This is a genomic window from Marinomonas sp. THO17 (assembly GCF_040436405.1).
Taxonomy (GTDB): Bacteria; Pseudomonadota; Gammaproteobacteria; order Pseudomonadales; family Marinomonadaceae; genus Marinomonas.
Genome location: NZ_AP031575.1, coordinates 71850 through 89146, shown reverse-complemented (window position 1 = coordinate 89146; position 17297 = coordinate 71850). Strand labels below are relative to the sequence as shown.

At 43.1% G+C, this 17297-nt stretch carries 17 protein-coding genes; 7 read left to right on the top strand and 10 right to left on the bottom strand.

All coding sequences use genetic code 11. The features are described from left to right. Positions 1–4 precede the first annotated feature (4 nt). Complete coding sequence (locus ABXS85_RS00435) at positions 5–958, top strand: LysR family transcriptional regulator (protein WP_353668080.1); 954 nt, start codon at positions 5–7, stop codon at positions 956–958. Between the two features lie 53 nt (positions 959–1011). Here ABXS85_RS00435 and can read toward each other — a convergent pair whose 3' ends face one another. From can to ABXS85_RS00410, 5 genes are all read right to left on the bottom strand, one after another. After that, a complete protein-coding gene (can, locus tag ABXS85_RS00430; protein ID WP_353668079.1) occupies positions 1012–1650 on the bottom strand; it encodes a carbonate dehydratase in 639 nt (212 codons plus the stop codon). Continuing rightward, entirely contained in the window at positions 1650–2501 is an 852-nt protein-coding gene (locus tag ABXS85_RS00425; RefSeq protein WP_353668078.1) for a putative RNA methyltransferase, read from the bottom strand. Before ABXS85_RS00425 ends, can begins: the two co-directional genes overlap by 1 nt. Positions 2502–2600: 99 nt before the next feature. Beyond that, positions 2601–4616 (bottom strand): EAL domain-containing protein, encoded by a 2016-nt coding sequence (locus ABXS85_RS00420; protein ID WP_353668077.1) that lies wholly within the window; start codon positions 4614–4616, stop codon positions 2601–2603. A 67-nt stretch (positions 4617–4683) separates the two neighbouring features. Then, positions 4684–5526 (bottom strand): DUF1853 family protein, encoded by an 843-nt coding sequence (locus ABXS85_RS00415; RefSeq protein ID WP_353668076.1) that lies wholly within the window; start codon positions 5524–5526, stop codon positions 4684–4686. Positions 5527–5548: 22 nt separating this feature from the next. Then, positions 5549–5884: a YqcC family protein gene (locus ABXS85_RS00410; RefSeq protein ID WP_353668075.1), complete on the bottom strand. Its 336-nt coding sequence runs from the start codon at positions 5882–5884 to the stop codon at positions 5549–5551. Positions 5885–5985: 101 nt separating this feature from the next. On the opposite strand from ABXS85_RS00410, the gene ABXS85_RS00405 reads away from it, so the two are divergent. Further along, positions 5986–7056, top strand: a complete 1071-nt coding sequence (locus ABXS85_RS00405) for a DUF3549 family protein (RefSeq protein ID WP_353668074.1) — start codon at positions 5986–5988, stop codon at positions 7054–7056. Positions 7057–7128: 72 nt separating this feature from the next. Here the strand turns inward: ABXS85_RS00405 and ABXS85_RS00400 are convergent, their stop codons facing one another. The 5 genes from ABXS85_RS00400 to ABXS85_RS00380 all read right to left on the bottom strand — a co-directional run bounded on the left by ABXS85_RS00400 (position 7129) and on the right by ABXS85_RS00380 (position 12094). Further along, the gene (locus tag ABXS85_RS00400; protein WP_353668073.1) at positions 7129–7389 is read right to left on the bottom strand and encodes a formyltetrahydrofolate deformylase; all 261 of its coding nucleotides are present in this window, start codon (positions 7387–7389) and stop codon (positions 7129–7131) included. A 166-nt stretch (positions 7390–7555) separates the two neighbouring features. Beyond that, a complete protein-coding gene (purU, locus tag ABXS85_RS00395; protein ID WP_353668072.1) occupies positions 7556–8413 on the bottom strand; it encodes a formyltetrahydrofolate deformylase in 858 nt (285 codons plus the stop codon). A 93-nt stretch (positions 8414–8506) separates the two neighbouring features. After that, a complete protein-coding gene (gene rlmKL, locus ABXS85_RS00390) occupies positions 8507–10675 on the bottom strand; it encodes a bifunctional 23S rRNA (guanine(2069)-N(7))-methyltransferase RlmK/23S rRNA (guanine(2445)-N(2))-methyltransferase RlmL (protein ID WP_353668071.1) in 2169 nt (722 codons plus the stop codon). A gap of 118 nt (positions 10676–10793) precedes the next feature. Continuing rightward, complete coding sequence (locus tag ABXS85_RS00385) at positions 10794–11834, bottom strand: quinone-dependent dihydroorotate dehydrogenase (RefSeq protein ID WP_353668070.1); 1041 nt, start codon at positions 11832–11834, stop codon at positions 10794–10796. Between the two features lie 38 nt (positions 11835–11872). After that, entirely contained in the window at positions 11873–12094 is a 222-nt protein-coding gene (locus tag ABXS85_RS00380) for a DUF2835 domain-containing protein (RefSeq protein WP_353668069.1), read from the bottom strand. A gap of 129 nt (positions 12095–12223) precedes the next feature. Between ABXS85_RS00380 and ABXS85_RS00375 the strand changes: the two genes are divergently transcribed. From ABXS85_RS00375 to ABXS85_RS00355, 5 genes are read left to right on the top strand one after another with little or no spacing between them, the layout of a single operon-like run. Then, positions 12224–13192, top strand: coding sequence for a MoxR family ATPase (locus ABXS85_RS00375; protein ID WP_353668068.1), 969 nt, complete (start codon positions 12224–12226; stop codon positions 13190–13192). An 18-nt stretch (positions 13193–13210) separates the two neighbouring features. Then, positions 13211–14122 (top strand): DUF58 domain-containing protein, encoded by a 912-nt coding sequence (locus ABXS85_RS00370; protein ID WP_353668067.1) that lies wholly within the window; start codon positions 13211–13213, stop codon positions 14120–14122. After that, a complete protein-coding gene (locus ABXS85_RS00365) occupies positions 14122–14598 on the top strand; it encodes a DUF4381 domain-containing protein (RefSeq protein WP_353668066.1) in 477 nt (158 codons plus the stop codon). Before ABXS85_RS00370 ends, ABXS85_RS00365 begins: the two co-directional genes overlap by 1 nt. Then, positions 14591–15586 (top strand): VWA domain-containing protein, encoded by a 996-nt coding sequence (locus ABXS85_RS00360; RefSeq protein ID WP_353668065.1) that lies wholly within the window; start codon positions 14591–14593, stop codon positions 15584–15586. The genes ABXS85_RS00365 and ABXS85_RS00360 overlap by 8 nt, the downstream gene beginning before the upstream one ends. Next, positions 15583–17283 carry a VWA domain-containing protein gene (locus ABXS85_RS00355; protein ID WP_353668064.1) on the top strand — a complete coding sequence of 567 codons (1701 nt, stop codon included), beginning with the start codon at positions 15583–15585 and terminating at the stop codon, positions 17281–17283. Before ABXS85_RS00360 ends, ABXS85_RS00355 begins: the two co-directional genes overlap by 4 nt. Positions 17284–17297 lie beyond the last annotated feature (14 nt).

Sequence of the window (17297 nt, the reverse complement as noted above, 5' to 3'; positions counted from 1 at the left end):
CCAGATGCAGTTAGACAAAATAGACCTCAATTTACTTCGTTATTTGGATTCCCTACTGAGGGAACAAAACGTGACTCATGCTGCCAACCAACTTGGTATTACACAACCGGCGATGAGTAATGGTTTAAGACGATTACGAGATCTTTTCCACGACCCTTTGTTAGTACGCACCAGTGATGGCATGATGCCCACCGCTTTGGCAATTCAGCTACAACCTCGTGTACAAAATATTTTGCAGTCGGTCGACGAAGTCCTACACCTAGGTCAAAACTTTGAAGCCGAATCCAGCTCTCGAGTGTTCCGTATCATGGCCAGTGATTATGCTGAAGCCACCCTGATTCCACCTTTAATGAAAAAGCTGCAAGAAGAAGCACCCAATGTCATCTTAGACGTGATGAACCCAAGTGATGTGAGCTTTCACGATGTGGAAAAAGGCAAAGTCGACTTGGTCATTAACCGCTTTGACACTCTACCTCAATCTTTCCATCAAAAATCCGTCTGGGTTGACCAATTCTCTTGCCTCATTCCAGCTAATTCTGAGATTGCCAAAAATTTCAGTTTAGAGATGTATTTGTCCTCTCCTCACGTGTGGGTAAGTAAAACGGGGTTTGGTGTCGGTGTGGGCATTCAACCAGAAGAAGTACAGAAACTGGGTTGGGTAGATGGTACCCTGGCTGACCTTGGCTATAAGCGAAACATTCGTCTTTTTACGCGAAACTACAATGTGGCCATGCGCGCAACCGAGCAATTGGGATTAATCGCCACCCTACCATCCCTTGCAACACGCTTAATGAAAGACAACTCTCACGTAACGGTAGTAGCCCCACCGTTTGATATCCCACCAATTGAATTGAAGATGTTGTGGAGCCCACTGTTACAACATGACCCAGGCCACATATGGTTACGCTCCAGTATAGCCGGTTGTGCTAAGACCATTGCAGAAAGCAACAACCTATAAAAGCCCAGTTTTAGATAGAAAAATGCCGTCTTAATCGACGGCATTTTTCTCAATTATTTTACTTTGTCTAAATTTTCAATGGCTTGTTGCGCATTCGAAACCGTTACTTTTAAATCCGTAATATGACCGTTATCAATGCTATAACACCAGCCATGAACATGTAACTCTTGATCTTTTTTCCACGCATTCTGAACTATCGTGGTCTGACAGACATTCCATACCTGCTCTATTACATTAAGCTCGCACAGGCGATCAAAGCGCTTTTGCTCATCCTTAATTTGGTTTAACTCTTTATGGTGAAAACGATACACGTCTCTAATATGGCATAACCAATTATCAATCATGCCATTATCCCCTTTATCCATTGCCGCTTTAATACCGCCACAACCATAATGTCCAACCACCATAATGTGTTTCACCTTAAGCACATCCACAGCGTATTGAATCACTGACAAACAGTTCAGGTCGGTATGTACTACCATATTCGCAATATTGCGATGAACAAAGACCTCACCTGGAAGAAGGTCAATAATTTGATTGGCAGGCACACGACTATCGGCACAACCTATCCATAAATATTCAGGCTGTTGCTGTTCAGACAAGGTTGAGAAAAACGCTGGATCTTCAGCCGATACTTTTTCCGCCCAGTCCCGGTTTTTTTGAAAAAGGTCTTCTATCTTCTGCTTTGGCATTATTTACTTCTCTCATTCGTCTTACGATACCAGCGTAACTTGATGTCAGCTGTTACGCTAATCTTGTCTAATTGTTTAATTTGCTGTTTTCCTTGATAGGAAGCCTTATGAATATGAGGTGTCATGCTCAACAAATATTGAATCTGTTGTTGTGACATGAGTGAAAAAGTAAATTGTTTGCTGTACTCGGACTCTAGCTCAAATCCTGTGACGCCTTCAGAATAAGTCGCTTTATAAGGATGAATGCTGTCGTATAGAATTTCTCTCAGTTCAATCAAGTGCTGAGGGCCGGACTCTACCAATAGTAAATAACCTGAGTCGACCAAAGTGCGTTGAAACTCATGAAAAACAGGAAAACCAAATAAACATAAGATAACGTCAAAACGCTGATCCGGCACAGGTAAACTGGCATTACTACCCACAATCCAAGAAACCGTTTTATCTCGCTTACTGGCCGCCGTCACCGCCCATTTTGAAATATCCAACCCCACTCTCTCAACTGGTATGGCCGCTTTTTCAAACGCTTGTCCAAGATGATGCAGATAATAACCCTCACCACATCCAGCGTCCAAAATGCGCATCTGAGGTTGCCATGCAGCTTTTGGCCAGCCAGTCATAATGGCGTCAATAATTGGCAGATAGTGTTCTAGGTTAAGAAAATTTTGCCGCGAGGACACCATGTCTTTGCTGTCACCCGGGTCTTTGGAGCGTTTATTTTGAACGGGTAATAAATTAACATAACCCGTTTTAGCAAGATCGAAAGTATGTCCTCGTGAACATGTCAGGCTTCCTGCTTGCCTTTGCAGGTATTCGCCATCAATAGGACAAGTTAAATTTTCTAAGATTGGCACAGCAAATCCGTCATTTACAGTCTGAAGCTAAGAGTAAGAGGTTAGCCTAGTGGCTGCAAGTTGGTAAATGGAAAATGACGAATAATTACAATATATAAACTACAAAGAACCAGTTTCCACCAAACTAAAATGCTCTACTTTAACTTGTTCCTGTAAGTAATTCATAAAGTCATTACTCGGCAAAGGTTTAGAATACAAGAAGCCTTGGACTTCTTGGCACTGATAACCATCAAGTGCACTGACCTGAGAACGATTTTCAACCCCTTCCGCGATGACCTTCAAATTTAGACTTTTTGCCATGGCGATGGTCGCTTTAACAATGGCGTCATTATCGCTGTCTATGCCAATATCATGAATAAAAGAGCGATCAATTTTCAGGGTTTGAATGGGGAATTTTTTAAGATAAGACAATGAAGAATAGCCGGTACCAAAGTCATCAATGGATAACGTCAGTCCCAACTTTCTGAAATTATGTAATTTCTCTATCGATTGCTGAGCATCCGTCATCAACATACTTTCCGTCAACTCAAGCTCCAAATACTCAGGATCGACCCCAGTTTCTTCTAAAATGGCTTTCACCATGTCCACCAAATCCGCTTGCATAAACTGACGACTGGATAGATTAACGGATAATCGAATGGGGGGATGACCTTGTTGACGCCACTCTTGCAGTTGGCGGCAAGCACGACGAATCACCCACTCACCCAAAGGAAGAATCAAACCACTTTCTTCTGCTAAGGGAATAAATTTATTTGGGCTGACCATACCTAATTCAGGGTGATTCCAACGAATTAGCGCCTCAGCGCCCACAACATTTTCTTTTGGTAACGCTACCTTTGGCTGATAATGTAACTCAAACTCTTCATTATCAATGGCCTTACGTAAACCACTGCCTAATGTTAGAAGTGCATTAATATTGTCAGCCATACGATTTTCATACACACAATACAAATTGTGACCCGTAGATTTAGCACGATACATTGCGGCATCCGCGTTTTTCAGCAAATTATCAACATCTTCAGCGTGCTGCGGATAACTGGCAATGCCAATACTGGCACTGATCATCATCTCCATCTCAGCCACCAGATATGTGTTACTGGCGTTGAACATAATGCTTCGAGCAATGTCTTCTAAATCACTAATCGCACTTGTATTTTCCAATACAACAACAAACTCATCACCACCCAGTCGATACAAACACGCCGCTGCAGGAATACTCGACTGGATACGTTCTGCCACCCGCTGTATCAACTCATCTCCGACTCTATGACCAAAATTATCATTAATTACCTTGAAACTATCCAAGTCCATATACAAAAGACCAAACTCTCGTTCACGTTTTTTGGCATTTTGCAGTGCACTTTCCAATTGTTGATAGAGTAAATTACGGTTAGGTAAATTGGTCAAATTGTCATAATTATTCAAGCGGTAAAGCGCAACCTCATGGTCTCTCTCTTCTTGAATGTCATGGGCCAGAAGATAAATTTGCTTTGAATGAACATCATACCTGGCTTCAATTCGGTGCCAACGAACACCCTTTAAAGTAGACAACATAATTTCTTGCGACAAGCTTTGCTGCTCGCTTAAACGCAACATAAAGCTTTTGGCGGCAGAAGAGACGGCAAACAAACTGGATAACTGCTCAAAAGAACCAAATTGTTCCGTAAAAATATCACTGGAATTAAGGTAGCAGCCTTGTAGGGAAAAGATAGCAAAGGAAAGGGTTTTAAATTGTTTCAGTAGATTAACGTCTTTATCGATCAAAGGGTCTGAGGCTTTAGTGATGCTTTTCAGTTGTAACTCGAGCAATAACCCCTTACGACCATCCTCTAGATCAACTACCGATCCCTGACACCAATGTTTCAATGTTTCGTCGTTATCAGATGGCCAAGGACAAGAAAAACTCTGTTGCCTATCTATGGTTGCAAGTTTACGAACCCATTTATCTTGTAAGTCGCTCGGAATACGTCTGCTGCCGGATTGGATTTGCTGCAATGAATTGGCTAACAAGCATTCAGCGGCATCGTTATAGGCAATAACCGAAGATTTCTCGACATCCAGAACCCATGCAGCCATTGGCAATTTATTTTTAAGAACTTCTTTTAAGTCAGTCATTTAAATTCAATACAACTCGAATACAACAGATACTACAGCGACTTTGTTTCTGAATAAACAAAAAATTTCACCAATGATCAGGAACCACAAAAATACATTTACCGCTAACCTTGCTTGCCCCTAACGAAGGCAGCATAAAAAGATGTATTGGCCTTTCATCTCGTAGGAAAAGGCTTACAAGATTGTAAGCACTTTCTCTAGAAAAGAAAGTGGAATTAGCATCTTCTAAAGGGTTTGACATCCAATGCGGCTTTTGTAAAACATAAAAACACGAAAAATACGCTTGAAGCTGTATAAATTGACTGGCACGAATCCAACCACCTAAGACCTCTTCAGCAAACCAAAGCTCAATTGCTCGCGAATTATTCAACGCCATATAAAAACGACCAAAGATCAATAAATTGGATTCAACTTCGGAAGTGATATTGTGTTGCTCAAGCCATTGTTTACCTACACTTGTTGATAGTAAGGTTAATTGATGTTGACGAGCCCTTGTTACCTTTTTATGCAGGCTGTCGTTTTTATTCGGGCCAATCCAATCATTTGGTGCTAAGTCTGGTCGCTGCAAATAGAATTTAATAGCGATTTCAAACTGATGAATTTCTCCCGTAGGCAAACGCACTAACATATCCACTTCCCCTAACGTTTTACCCATTTGATCAATTTGGAAGTGCTCTTTGATAATTTTTAACTCTGTTAACTGTTCAATGGCGAAACTAAACAAGGCCTCAAAGTAACTGCCTAAAAAATGTGACTTGGTGCGAGCAATTCGATCCAATAATGGTTGATTGTCTTGTCTCAGTTTAGCTAATCTTTGCTCTAAATCAGCACACCAATATGGAGACAAATCAAAATCGGACTCAAGGACATGCCCTTCCACCAACCATTGTAAATCCTCAATTATCTGCAAAGGATTCAAATTACGCCTCTCTCTAACTGCTTAAATGTCTATCAATTCGGTCCAAACATTGAATTAAACAAGGCAAATTGACATTTGGGCAATCCTTATAAACCTCTTCTGCCATTGGCGATATATGGCACCGAGTAGGTAACTCGGCAGCTTCTTCTATCAGCCGCTTGAAACGCTCGATCATCACATATCTTAACCACTGTTCAAAACTCATAGTATCAATACAAAAAGGTTCTTGGCTTTGCCGTGCTTGTTGACTAGGTTCGTCAGATTCCCACAGAGCATTTTCTTGCATACAAAGCTGCAAATCCATTAGCAAGTCCGCCAAAATATGATGGCGTAAAAAGCCTTGATTCAAACTGATTTCTCCCAACAAAAACAGTAGAATAGGGTTATCTATTGATCACCGATATAAATAACATTCGGTATGTTATCGGCAAGCTGAGTAAAAATTTAGTTATGAATAAAATCGAATCTCTTTCCGACCTGTTTAATATGGTCGGCTGCCAAGTAACCTATTATGATCTCGGCCGCTGTATTAATAGAATCACTCCGCAGCAAGCCATTCAATTTGATCGTAAGCAGCAAGCTTATCCTTACCCTTTTCGCCAGCACGCTTGGTTAGCATGCTTATTAAGAAACACCCAAGGTGAACGGCAAGAACAAAATACAGAAGCTGTCATTTGGTTTCTCAAGCTACCATTAGATGAAGCTGGCGCTCTCAACCTAGGCACTCGTGACCACTTTATCAAAAGCATTGTTGATAAAATTTTGCATAAAGGGCAAGAAGAAGGTTTATCGGAAGCATTGGAAGACAGCCCTTATGCATTCAAACCGGACCAAGAACGCATGGCGAGTTTTCATGCCATCTTAGCAAAAGACCTTCACCAAGATACTTCGCGTTACTTTGCCGATGTGATCCAGTATTTGCGAGGCGATATTGATAGCCACTCTGATTCTTGGCAATCTTTAGGATTGCAAGGAATCGCTGAATTAGCAGTGCGAGTGGATCAGCCAGAAGAACACCAATTGGCACTCAAGGCCTTAGCCAAGGCACCTGCACCTTTCGTGTCGGCTTTGTGTCATGCCCTAGAGCATCAAGCCCTACCCAATGAAATTCGCGATAGTCTTTTGGCCAAACTTGGTGAAGAGCAAGATCCTATGTTGCGCGCCAGTTATGTTAGAGCCCTATCTAAAGGAGAATTTGTTGAGCAATTGTTATTGCCATTATTTGGACTATTAGGGGATTTATCTCAATGCAATGATGATGACATTCACCTTATAGCCGCGTTAGCAGCAAAATGCCCTCATTGGATTGCACTTAATCCACAGCTGTTACGCATTATTATGGAAAAACTGGCACATCGTCAGGATGCTTTCATTGCCTTTAAACAAATTACAGCGGAGTTTAGCCAGCACCCTGAAACCAAACAGCCATTGTGGCAATTATTGCGAAGTGAGCGTATCAGTTCACAATTAGCTCAGGCTGTTGGACACTTATTCGCTCAAACGCCCAAGTCTGTTCAATAGCGCAGATGACAGACAAAAAAAGACCCAAGATTTCAACATTGAAATACTTGGGTCAATAAGCAGAACTACTCACTAATGCTTAATAGGAACACTTTGATCAGACTCTCGCATTCTTTTGCGATGGGCTACAAACTCATCACTTAAAATATAATCGCCCTCGTCAGTAAAGGATAACGCTCCGCGATTCACTAAAGCGTCTAGGGTTTTAGGGAGCACTTTTTGGCGACGCTCGCCTTTAACAAAATAATATTGCTCGCCCAATTGCACTAACTTAAATCCTGACTCCAAAAAACCAACGCATAAATTTTGAGTTGGCGTTAATTTAAGTTTCATAATTTCCCTCTTAAAGCCGTCTCTTACTATAGTCATTCGTTAACTATAGACGCTTTTCGGGAAAACGAAGATGCCCACTCACTTAAGATTACAAAAATTAAAAAAACATAAAAAAAATGGAAAGCCCAAGCCTTCCATTTTTTACTGCATAAGTTAGTTGCTACGTTTAATCAGCAAAGACTACCGTTTTGTTACCATGAACCAGTACCCTGTCTTCCAAGTGATAACGTAGACCACGAGACAGTACTAGCTTTTCAATGTCTTTCCCTAACCGCACCATGTCTTCCGCAGAATGACTGTGGCGAACACGGATAACGTCTTGTTCAATGATAGGCCCAGCATCCAGGTCAGCCGTCACATAATGACAAGTGGCCCCGATCAATTTCACACCGCGCACCGCGGCTTGGTGATATGGCTTAGCGCCAATAAAGGAAGGCAAGAAACTGTGGTGAATATTAATCACGCGATGCTTGTATTTTTCACACAAATATTCTGGAAATATTTGCATATAACGGGCTAGCACAATTGTGTCTGCGTCCGTTTCATCAATACGCGCCTCAATTTCTTGAAATGCTGGCATCTTGTCTTCTTTCGGCACAGGAATGCAGAAATAAGGCACATTGTACCATTCCACCATAGAACGAAGGTCTTCATGATTGGCAATCACACCAACGATTTCACACGCCAGCTCACCAGTATGCCAGCGATGCATGATGTCGTTTAGACAATGGGATTCTTTGGTTGCCATTAGAATGACTTTAGGACGATCTTCACTGTCCTTCACGTACCAACGCATATTGAATTCTTCAGCGATCGAAGAGAATTCCTTACGGAAAGTATCCACATCAATCGATAGGCTTTCAGCATCAATATCATGACGCATGAAAAACCATTTTTGTTCTAAGTCAGTATGGTGACTGGCTTCAATAATCGAGCCAGAGCGCTCATTTAAAAAATGACTGACTGCCGCAACAATCCCAACACGATCGGGACAACTGATCACAAGACGAAATGTTTTTCTCATATTAGGAAACTTATAAGCTCTTTAAAAACAATGATTTAATTATAAAAAAATAGATTTTATAAAATTTTCAAGAAATTATACTGGATTCCTCATCTAACGCCCAGATTTATGTTTGATGATATAACATTGGTGTATCTTGTTGTTGCGTTCAAAATCTGGATCTAAGGTAGATTTAGTGATGTCTTCAACGTCAAAGTCATTCAACAAATCCTCGTCTAAACAAAAACGTCGATAATTGTTTGAGAAAATCAGCTCGCCGCCTGTTGCCAATCTCGCCATAGCCAAACGTACTAGTTCGCCGTGATCACGCTGAATGTCCAAAACATCGGCCATTTTTTTGGAATTAGAAAACGTTGGCGGATCCATAAAAATCAGATCAAACTCGTCTTTGTTTTGTTTTAACCATTCAAAACAGTCCGCTCTTTCTACCCTATGATCTCGTTCAGAAAATTCATTTAATACTATGTTACGACGCGCCCAATCCGTATAGGTATTAGACATATCTACGCTCAAAGTAGAACGCGCGCCCCCTTGACCTGCATGTACAGAAGCCGATGCGGTATAACAGAATAAATTCAGAAAACGAACACCATTGGCTTTCTCCTGAATCAATTTGCGCACTGGCCTATGATCAAGAAACAAACCTGTATCCAAGTAGTCCTTCAAGTTAACAATGAAGTCACAACCGTGCTCTTCCACCACCATTTCATGCTGCGACTGATCCAGTTTTTCATACTGACCTTTGCCTGCCTGACGCTGACGATGCTTCACGACTACATTGGATTCAGCAATCTGCAAGGCACTAGGAATAGCAGACACCACTTCAAACAGTCTCTGCTTTGCTTTTTCTGGATCAACACTTTTCGGTGCCTGATATTCTTGAACGTGCGCCCAGTCCTGATACAAATCGATGGCTACAGCGTATTCGGGCATATCCGCATCGTACACTCTAAAACATTGAATTTTGTTACGCTCCAGCCATTTTTTCATCTTCTTAAGGTTTTTCTGCAAACGGTTCGCCACCATTTGAGCCCCCGGAGTCATAACAGATTGCGCCACAGCATCGGCTTTAATAGTGTTGTCGGTTACTGGAAATTGATAAGCACGACATTCAATACCACCATTGATGACACGAGTACTTTTCTCTGGACGAACAGGAATCTGGCGCGCCAATTGATGATTACTGGTCAACATCATCAATTGCCAACCTTTTGCATGGTTCACCACCCATTCTCCCAATTGACGATATAAGGCAATCAATGCCATCTCGTCTCCAAGCCGCTCACCATAAGGAGGGTTGGTAATCACCAGTCCCGTTTGGCTGCTATCAATATCAAATTCATGTTGCTGAAAAGGTGACAAGGTCACATCAATCACACCCGTTAAACCTGCACGTTTAATGTTTTCACGGGCTGCTGCGATGGATTTTTGCTCACGATCTGTGCCCTGAAAACGCACTCCTAAAGTCTGAGGATCTTTTTTACGATTTTTAGCCAAATCATTCAGTTGTTGCCACAATCTATGATCATGCTGCTTCCAGCCTTTAAAGCCCCAGTAATGACGACGTAAACCTGGTGCTATGTCCAATGACATCAAAGCGGCTTCGACCAAAAAGGTGCCCGAACCACACATAGGATCAATCAACTGACGCCATTGTGTGTCTTTGTGCCACCCTGCTCGCAGCAATAAACCCGCAGCAAGGTTTTCTTTCAAAGGCGCCATCGAACCCTGCTGGCGATAGCTGCGTCTATGCATACTTTCACCTGACAAGTCGATACTGACCGTCACTTGGTCACGCTTAATACGCACTGCAATACGCACATCCGGCTGATTCTTTTCAACGCTTGGACGCTGACCTGTCAGAGCAACAAAGTAATCTGCGATTGCATCTTTGGTGCGAACCGCACCAAACTGAGTGTTACGGATGTGATGGTTGGTACCATGACAATCAATAGCAATGGTATTGGTTACAGATAAATGCTCAGACCAATTAATGGCTTTGACACCTGCATATAAGTCATCCGCTGTTTCCATCTTAAACTGACTAATGGGCAGCATGACTCGAGTACCAACACGCGACCACAAGCAAGCGGTATAGATACCGGTTAAATCCGTGGTGAGCTTTACCTGAGCCTCACCTAAACGCGTCTGTGTTAAACCTTCAGCATGCAATTCTTTTTCAAGTACGTTTTCCATGCCAATTGGGCAAGTAATTTCTAAAGCGTATAGGCTTGATTCAGGTGTGTCTGTCATAGGGTTCATTTATGGCTACTTTTGATTAAATTCAATGTTTGGCGGTTTCGCCAAAATAACAAAGGCGGGATATGAATCCCGCCTCGTACTGTGCCGTCAAACGACACAGGCAAATCATTCCGCTTAATTACTTATTCAAATCAAGCTCTCGATAATAAGCATCGGTACTAGCAACAGCCTCTTTCACCAACTCTGGCCCACGATAAATAAAACCAGAGTAGATTTGCACCAAACTCGCACCCGCTTGGAGTTTCTCAACGGCATCAGCTCCCGTGCTAATACCGCCAACGCCAATAATAGGTAAAGCATCTTTTAAATGCTCAGCAAGCACATACACCACGTGTGTCGATGCTTCATTTAAAGGCGCACCACTCAGACCACCGGCTTCTTCCGACAAAGGATGATCTGTAACAGCATCCCGAGATAAAGTCGTATTGGTAGCAATGATGGCATCTACTTTTTGCTCAACTAGGGTATCTGCCACCAATTTGATTTCATCGTCGCTCATGTCTGGGGCAATTTTCACCGCCAAAGGCACACATTTTCCGTGCTCTTCTTGAAAGCGGTCACGGGCGGATACCAAAGGCGAAATCAATTCCGCTAGACTTTCGCCAAACTGTAAACTACGCAGGCCTGGGGTATTTGGCGAACTGATGTTAGCGGTGACGTAATCCGCATAAGGCATCACGGCTTCTAAGCAAGCTAAATAATCCGCCGCTGCATCTTCTACTGAGGTAGTCAAATTTTTACCAATATTAACGCCCAAAATACCCGGATACTTGTGCTTTTTAATACGCGACACAAGGTGATCAACACCTTTGTTATTAAACCCCATGCGATTAATGATGGCTTGATGTTCAGGCAAACGAAAAAGACGTGGCTTGGGGTTACCCGCCTGCCCTCTGGGGGTCACAGTACCTACTTCCACAAAGCCAAATCCCATGGCCCCAAGGGCTTCAAATGCATCGGCATTTTTATCCAATCCTGCGGCCAAGCCCACCGCATTCGGAAATCTTAACCCCATCAGATCAACCGGTTTGGTATTGGGTAAATCCGCAAACAGCTTATTCAAGCCCAATCGACTGCTCGCCGCGAGCATATCCAAAGAAAGCTCATGAGATACTTCGGGGTCAAGTTTAAACAATAGCGAGCGGGCAAACTGATACATACAAAAGCTCCTGAATACGTCATCTAAGTTGGCAGCGGTTATTTGAGTCTAGTCACACCAACCAATTTATTCCTATCATCAAATTCCACTTCAAACAGACCATGAATCCCTTGGTGTGTCACAAAAGATTGAAAAGCAGATAATGGTAATTGTACTTTGCGCCCATCCAAACTGCTGGCAACCAAGTTTTTGGCGGCACCAGCATACATGGCCTCATATTTAAAAGCAGGCAAAGCCACCGTTAGTACAATTTTTGCCATTTTTCCGTTCCGCGCTTACGTTACCCTTACAAAGTTAGCTCTGTGCGTAAAGATTTGAATCCGATAAGATGGGCGCTATTATAAAGTTTTCATTCGATTATTGACAGAAGTATAAGGAACCTCAATTCGATGCTATCTCTTGTTGAGCAGTTAAAAGATCATCTCAATCAAGCCATTATTGGTCAGGAGGATTTAACACACGAATTGTTAGTGGCATTAATCGCCAATGGTCATGTGCTATTAGAAGGTCCACCAGGCATTGCCAAGACCACTGCCGCAAAAGCCCTCGCCAATGCCATTGAAGGTCGTTTCCAACGCATTCAATTTACGCCTGATTTGTTACCAGGTGACATTACGGGATCAGACATTTACCAACAAGAAACCGGGCAATTTAGTTTCGTACCTGGCCCAATTATTAATGACATAGTGTTGGCAGACGAAATCAACCGAGCCCCCGCAAAAGTACAATCCGCCCTACTGGAAGCCATGGGCGAACAACAAGTCACAGTGGGCAATCAAAGTTACGCTTTGCCACCTTTGTTCTTCGTTATCGCCACCCAAAACCCTATTGAGCAAGAAGGGACTTACCCATTACCTGAAGCCCAGCTTGATCGCTTTATGATGAAGATTAATTTGGCTTACCCAAGCGCTAAAAGCGAACTCGAAGTATTACGTTTGGTGCGTCAACAAGATCTACATAAAACTCAAGACAGTACAGTGCAAGCATTGTGTCACCCTGAACAAATTCTGGCTCTGCAACAGCAAGCGCTAAGCTTATATATGTCAGAAAACGTTGAACAGTACATAGTGCAACTGGTCATGGCCACACGCCAACCAGAACTTTTCCTGGGTAAAGAAGCACAAGATCTGCACCTAATAGAATTTGGCGCAAGCCCACGCGGCACCCTCGCCTTGGATCGCTGCGCCCGCGCCAATGCCATGCTAGAAGGACGTGACTTTGTGACTCCAGACGATGTGCGCCGAGTGGCTTTACCCGTTCTGCGCCATCGCGTCATTACTTCCTTTGAAGCTCAAGCCAGTGGTCTTTCTACCGACGATCTATTAGGTCGCCTGATAAGTCATGTGCCAACACTTTGATCAACAGGTGATTGCACTATGAGCTTATTGTTGTCACCCGTTTCACCAGAACTTACAGAAACGGATTTTGCTGTATTTGCCCATTACGCGAAACATTTAGGACGCGCACCAAAAGCCAAGCATTACGCGTTCAACACGGGTGATAAATACTCACACCTAAAAGGCCAAGGCTTGGAAATGCTGGAGTTGCGGGCTTATCAACCAAGCGATGATTTGCGTCACATTGATTGGCGAGTTACCGCTCGCACAGGAAAAGCCCATACTCGCCTATACGCACAAGAGCACGAACATCAGCGCTTGCTAATGCTGGATCTTTCGGCAGATGCCTATTTCGGCACACGCCATACTTTCATTGCCACTCGGTTTATTCAACTGGCCGCTATCATTGCTTGGCGAAGTCAACAACAAGGTGATGTGCTTACTTATCGTCTTTGTTTTGCTGGTGAAGATCACCAACAACAAAAGTTGAGCAATCTGTCTATGCTGTTTCAACTGCTGTCTCGCGCTAGCCAGATTATCAATCGCAGCCAAGCCCAAGCCAGTTTGCAAATTGCCAAGCCTGATGCCATTACCAAAAAGATGAGAAACAAAGACATCATACTACTGACAGATAAGCAGTCACTGTCCCCTCAAGAGCTGGCACACTTGCATTATTTGGCGGAGCACAACAAGGTTTTTTGGGTACAAATTATTGACGACAACGCCTTTAATTTGGCTGCAGGACAGTACCATATAAAACATGCCAAAGGCAGTGATCTAGTCAATGTTAGTCATACTAGTGCAGAGTTAGCCCGTGCTAGCTTTATCAAACATAACCAGCAACTCAAACACAAGTTAAACCATTTAGGTATAGAGCATCTTCTATTTGATCTAGGCGAACCACCTGAAGGCATTGCCAGAAGTTTACTTTCTATGGGAGCGCTAGGTTAATGATACCATCCACCTCCGCCACTGAGTTGCCTAATAAAGCCTACCTACTGCCTGATGCCATTGCCATGTGGCCACCAGTTTGGTGGACTTGGCCAATAATTGTTGTTTTATTGAGTAGCATCATGATGGTAATTTGGTGGTGGATAAGACGCTATCATAAACGCGCCTATCGACGAGAAGCACTTGCCCTGCTTAACAGCAAACTTCCACAATGTTCAGCCAAAGATACCATTGTTCTGTGTCACGAATTGATACGCCGTTGTTTGGTGAGTTTAGGTCAAGAGCAAAAAGCCGCACTCAGCAGCCGAGAGTTAGTTGCTTATCTTGATATAGACATGCCAACAAAACGCCAGTTTTCACAGTTAGGCGACATTTTTATTTCGGCACCCTACCAGCAACACGTAGCGTTAGACAAAGAACGACTAGACACCATGATAGCAACGACCCGATACTGGATCAGGAGGCATCGTGCTTGAGTTTATTTGGCCTTGGGTATTCGTGCTGTTGCCACTGCCTTGGCTGGTCAGCAAACTGCCACGCGCACAGACGATTTACGCCGCCATTTGGTGGGCTCACAGTCGTGAGTTGATTGAAAATCAAAGCAAAAGCCGTATTTCAAGTCATACCAAACTTGCCAAACTAATGCTCTGGCTGGCGTGGGTTACCTTAGTCTTAGGAATGAGTCGCCCAACTTGGTTGGGAGACCCCACTCAAGTAACACCTTCTGGGCGAGATTTATTGATTGCCTTAGACCTTTCGGGCAGCATGAAAATTACCGACATGACATTAGAAAACCAAGTTGCTGATCGTTTACAGGTTGCCAAATCGGTACTGTCTGACTTTATCAACCAACGCCGTGGTGATCGTATTGGCATTATAGTTTTTGGTAGCAAAGCCTTCTTACAAGCACCATTAAGCTTTGACACCAAAACCATTAATCAATTAGTCCAAGAAACACAAATTGGTTTTGCTGGGCAACGTACCGCCATTGGTGATGCCATAGGATTAGGAATCAAGCAACTACAAGATAAACCAGCCGAACAAAAAGTACTTATCCTAATGACCGACGGTGCCAATACAGCAGGACGAGTGCAACCCAGTCAAGCAGCGGCTTTTGCCGCCTCCCAGCAAGTACGCGTACATACCATTGGTATGGGCGCTGAGCAAATGGTAATGCGAGGCTTTTTTGGCCCCAAAATCATCAACCCCTCCAGTGATTTGGATGAAAGCCTGTTACAAGACATAGCTCAACAAACCGGTGGGCATTACTTTCGAGCCCGCAGTACAGAAGACCTACAAGCCATTTATCAAGAGCTTGATCAACTCGAACCCACCCCATCGGAAGATATCTGGCAGCGCCCTATTACCAGTTTATTTCACTGGCTAGCTGTCATTTCTATTCTTTGTATGATTATCGCACTGGCACTCACTAAAGGCATTCAAATACGTCGAGGTGCACAATGACCTTATTTGATAGTCTGCATTTTGATCGCCCTGAATGGCTAGTCTTGATTCCCATTAGCTTACTAGCAATGTATTTCTTTCATGCCCAGCAAGATCAACAAAAAAAGCTCAATAACCTTGTTGATTCGCATCTTCTACCCTATTTACAAGAGAAACAAAACATACCTTCTTTAAATAAATGGTTAGGACTATTTAGCATTTTATTGTGCTGGCTTGGTATAGCAGGCATCAGCTGGCAAAAAACCACCCAACCTATGTATTTAAGCAGTGAAAAAACCGTGATTGTGGTGGATCAATCACTGTCCATGTACGCCACAGACATTCAGCCTAATCGCCAAACTCAGCTAAAACAAACAGTACGTGACATATTAAGCAGCAGCAAAGGCGGCGACATTGCCTTAGTCGCTTACGCTGGGGACAGTTATGTCATCAGCCCTTTCACTCAAGACAGAGACACCATCACACACTTTTTGTTGGCCCTCGAACCCATCATAATGCCAATCTATGGTAATAATTTGGCCGATGCTATTGATACGGCGATTAAACTTAACAAGAGCGATAGTGTATTGCATTTAATCGTGCTAACCGACGATATTTCTGCGCAAGATGAAGTACGCATCCCAGAGTTACTTAAGGATCAAGACGTTCGTCTCAATTTGATTGCTATCGGCACTCCTCAAGGCGGCACTATTAAGCTACCGAACGGCAGATTATTAAAACGCGCTAACCAAACCATTATTCCCCAAACCCCCATTAAAAAATTACGCGGCTTTACTCAATCTCTTAATGGCCACTTTTATCATGGCCGCCTTACCAACAAGGAATTACAGAAAATAAATCAGACATTCGACTCACAAGACAATCGAGAAAAAGCAGACAATCAAGGTATCACTTGGCAAGATCAGGGACATTGGTTCGCTATTCCATTATTAATTTGGCTGGCTTATCAATTTCGTCGGGGCGTACTTTTCCTTCTATTGGTTGGTATTTTAAACCTACCAAGTAAACCCCTCATGGCATCACCTTTAAACTGGTTCCGCACGCAAGACCAAAAAGCACAACAATTGGTTGATCAAGGTAATTGGCAAGCCGCCAGTGAGTTATTTGAAAGACCCGACTGGCAAGCCGCTTCGGCCTATGCGCTGGAACAATACTCAGACACCATAGAACATTTAGAGAGCTTAGAGCGCAACGCTTCTGATAACTATAACCTGGGCAACGCCTATGCTCTTTCTGGTCAATCAGACAAAGCCATACAAGCCTACGAAGCAGCGCTAAAACAAGATCCAGAACTAACTGTTGCCAAACAAAACCTCGACTATTTAAAAGCGCAACAAAAAGAACAACAGCAAAACTCAAGATCACAGCAAAACACACCAAACCCTTCACCACAGAAAGATCAAGACTCAAAAACATCGCGGCCATCTGAGTCACAAGCTAAGCAAGAGTCTCAACCGGAAGAAACAATAAACAAAAATAACGAAACACAAGACAAGAGCGATTCAGCGGAGGATAATACCTCTAAGGGCGATCAAGAAACTCAAAGTCAACTTGAGAGCCAACAAGCATTGGAACAATGGCTACGTCAAATACAGGACAACCCTGGTAGCTTATTGCAACGCAAATTAGAATATTTGCATCAAGAAAAACGCGATCAGAATATATTAAGACAAGAGGATGGGATGAACCCATGGTAAGACAGTCAAACATC

What these genes read in the sequence shown, in the direction of transcription:
- ABXS85_RS00435 (WP_353668080.1), top strand. Translation starts at nt 5, where the DNA reads ATGCAGTTAGACAAAATAGACCTCAATTTACTTCGTTATTTGGATTCC.
- can (WP_353668079.1), bottom strand. Translation starts at nt 1,650, where the DNA reads ATGCCAAAGCAGAAGATAGAAGACCTTTTTCAAAAAAACCGGGACTGG.
- ABXS85_RS00420 (WP_353668077.1), bottom strand. Translation starts at nt 4,616, where the DNA reads ATGACTGACTTAAAAGAAGTTCTTAAAAATAAATTGCCAATGGCTGCA.
- ABXS85_RS00405 (WP_353668074.1), top strand. Translation starts at nt 5,986, where the DNA reads ATGAATAAAATCGAATCTCTTTCCGACCTGTTTAATATGGTCGGCTGC.
- ABXS85_RS00400 (WP_353668073.1), bottom strand. Translation starts at nt 7,389, where the DNA reads ATGAAACTTAAATTAACGCCAACTCAAAATTTATGCGTTGGTTTTTTG.
- purU (WP_353668072.1), bottom strand. Translation starts at nt 8,413, where the DNA reads ATGAGAAAAACATTTCGTCTTGTGATCAGTTGTCCCGATCGTGTTGGG.
- rlmKL (WP_353668071.1), bottom strand. Translation starts at nt 10,675, where the DNA reads ATGAACCCTATGACAGACACACCTGAATCAAGCCTATACGCTTTAGAA.
- ABXS85_RS00385 (WP_353668070.1), bottom strand. Translation starts at nt 11,834, where the DNA reads ATGTATCAGTTTGCCCGCTCGCTATTGTTTAAACTTGACCCCGAAGTA.
- ABXS85_RS00380 (WP_353668069.1), bottom strand. Translation starts at nt 12,094, where the DNA reads ATGGCAAAAATTGTACTAACGGTGGCTTTGCCTGCTTTTAAATATGAG.
- ABXS85_RS00375 (WP_353668068.1), top strand. Translation starts at nt 12,224, where the DNA reads ATGCTATCTCTTGTTGAGCAGTTAAAAGATCATCTCAATCAAGCCATT.
- ABXS85_RS00370 (WP_353668067.1), top strand. Translation starts at nt 13,211, where the DNA reads ATGAGCTTATTGTTGTCACCCGTTTCACCAGAACTTACAGAAACGGAT.
- ABXS85_RS00365 (WP_353668066.1), top strand. Translation starts at nt 14,122, where the DNA reads ATGATACCATCCACCTCCGCCACTGAGTTGCCTAATAAAGCCTACCTA.
- ABXS85_RS00355 (WP_353668064.1), top strand. Translation starts at nt 15,583, where the DNA reads ATGACCTTATTTGATAGTCTGCATTTTGATCGCCCTGAATGGCTAGTC.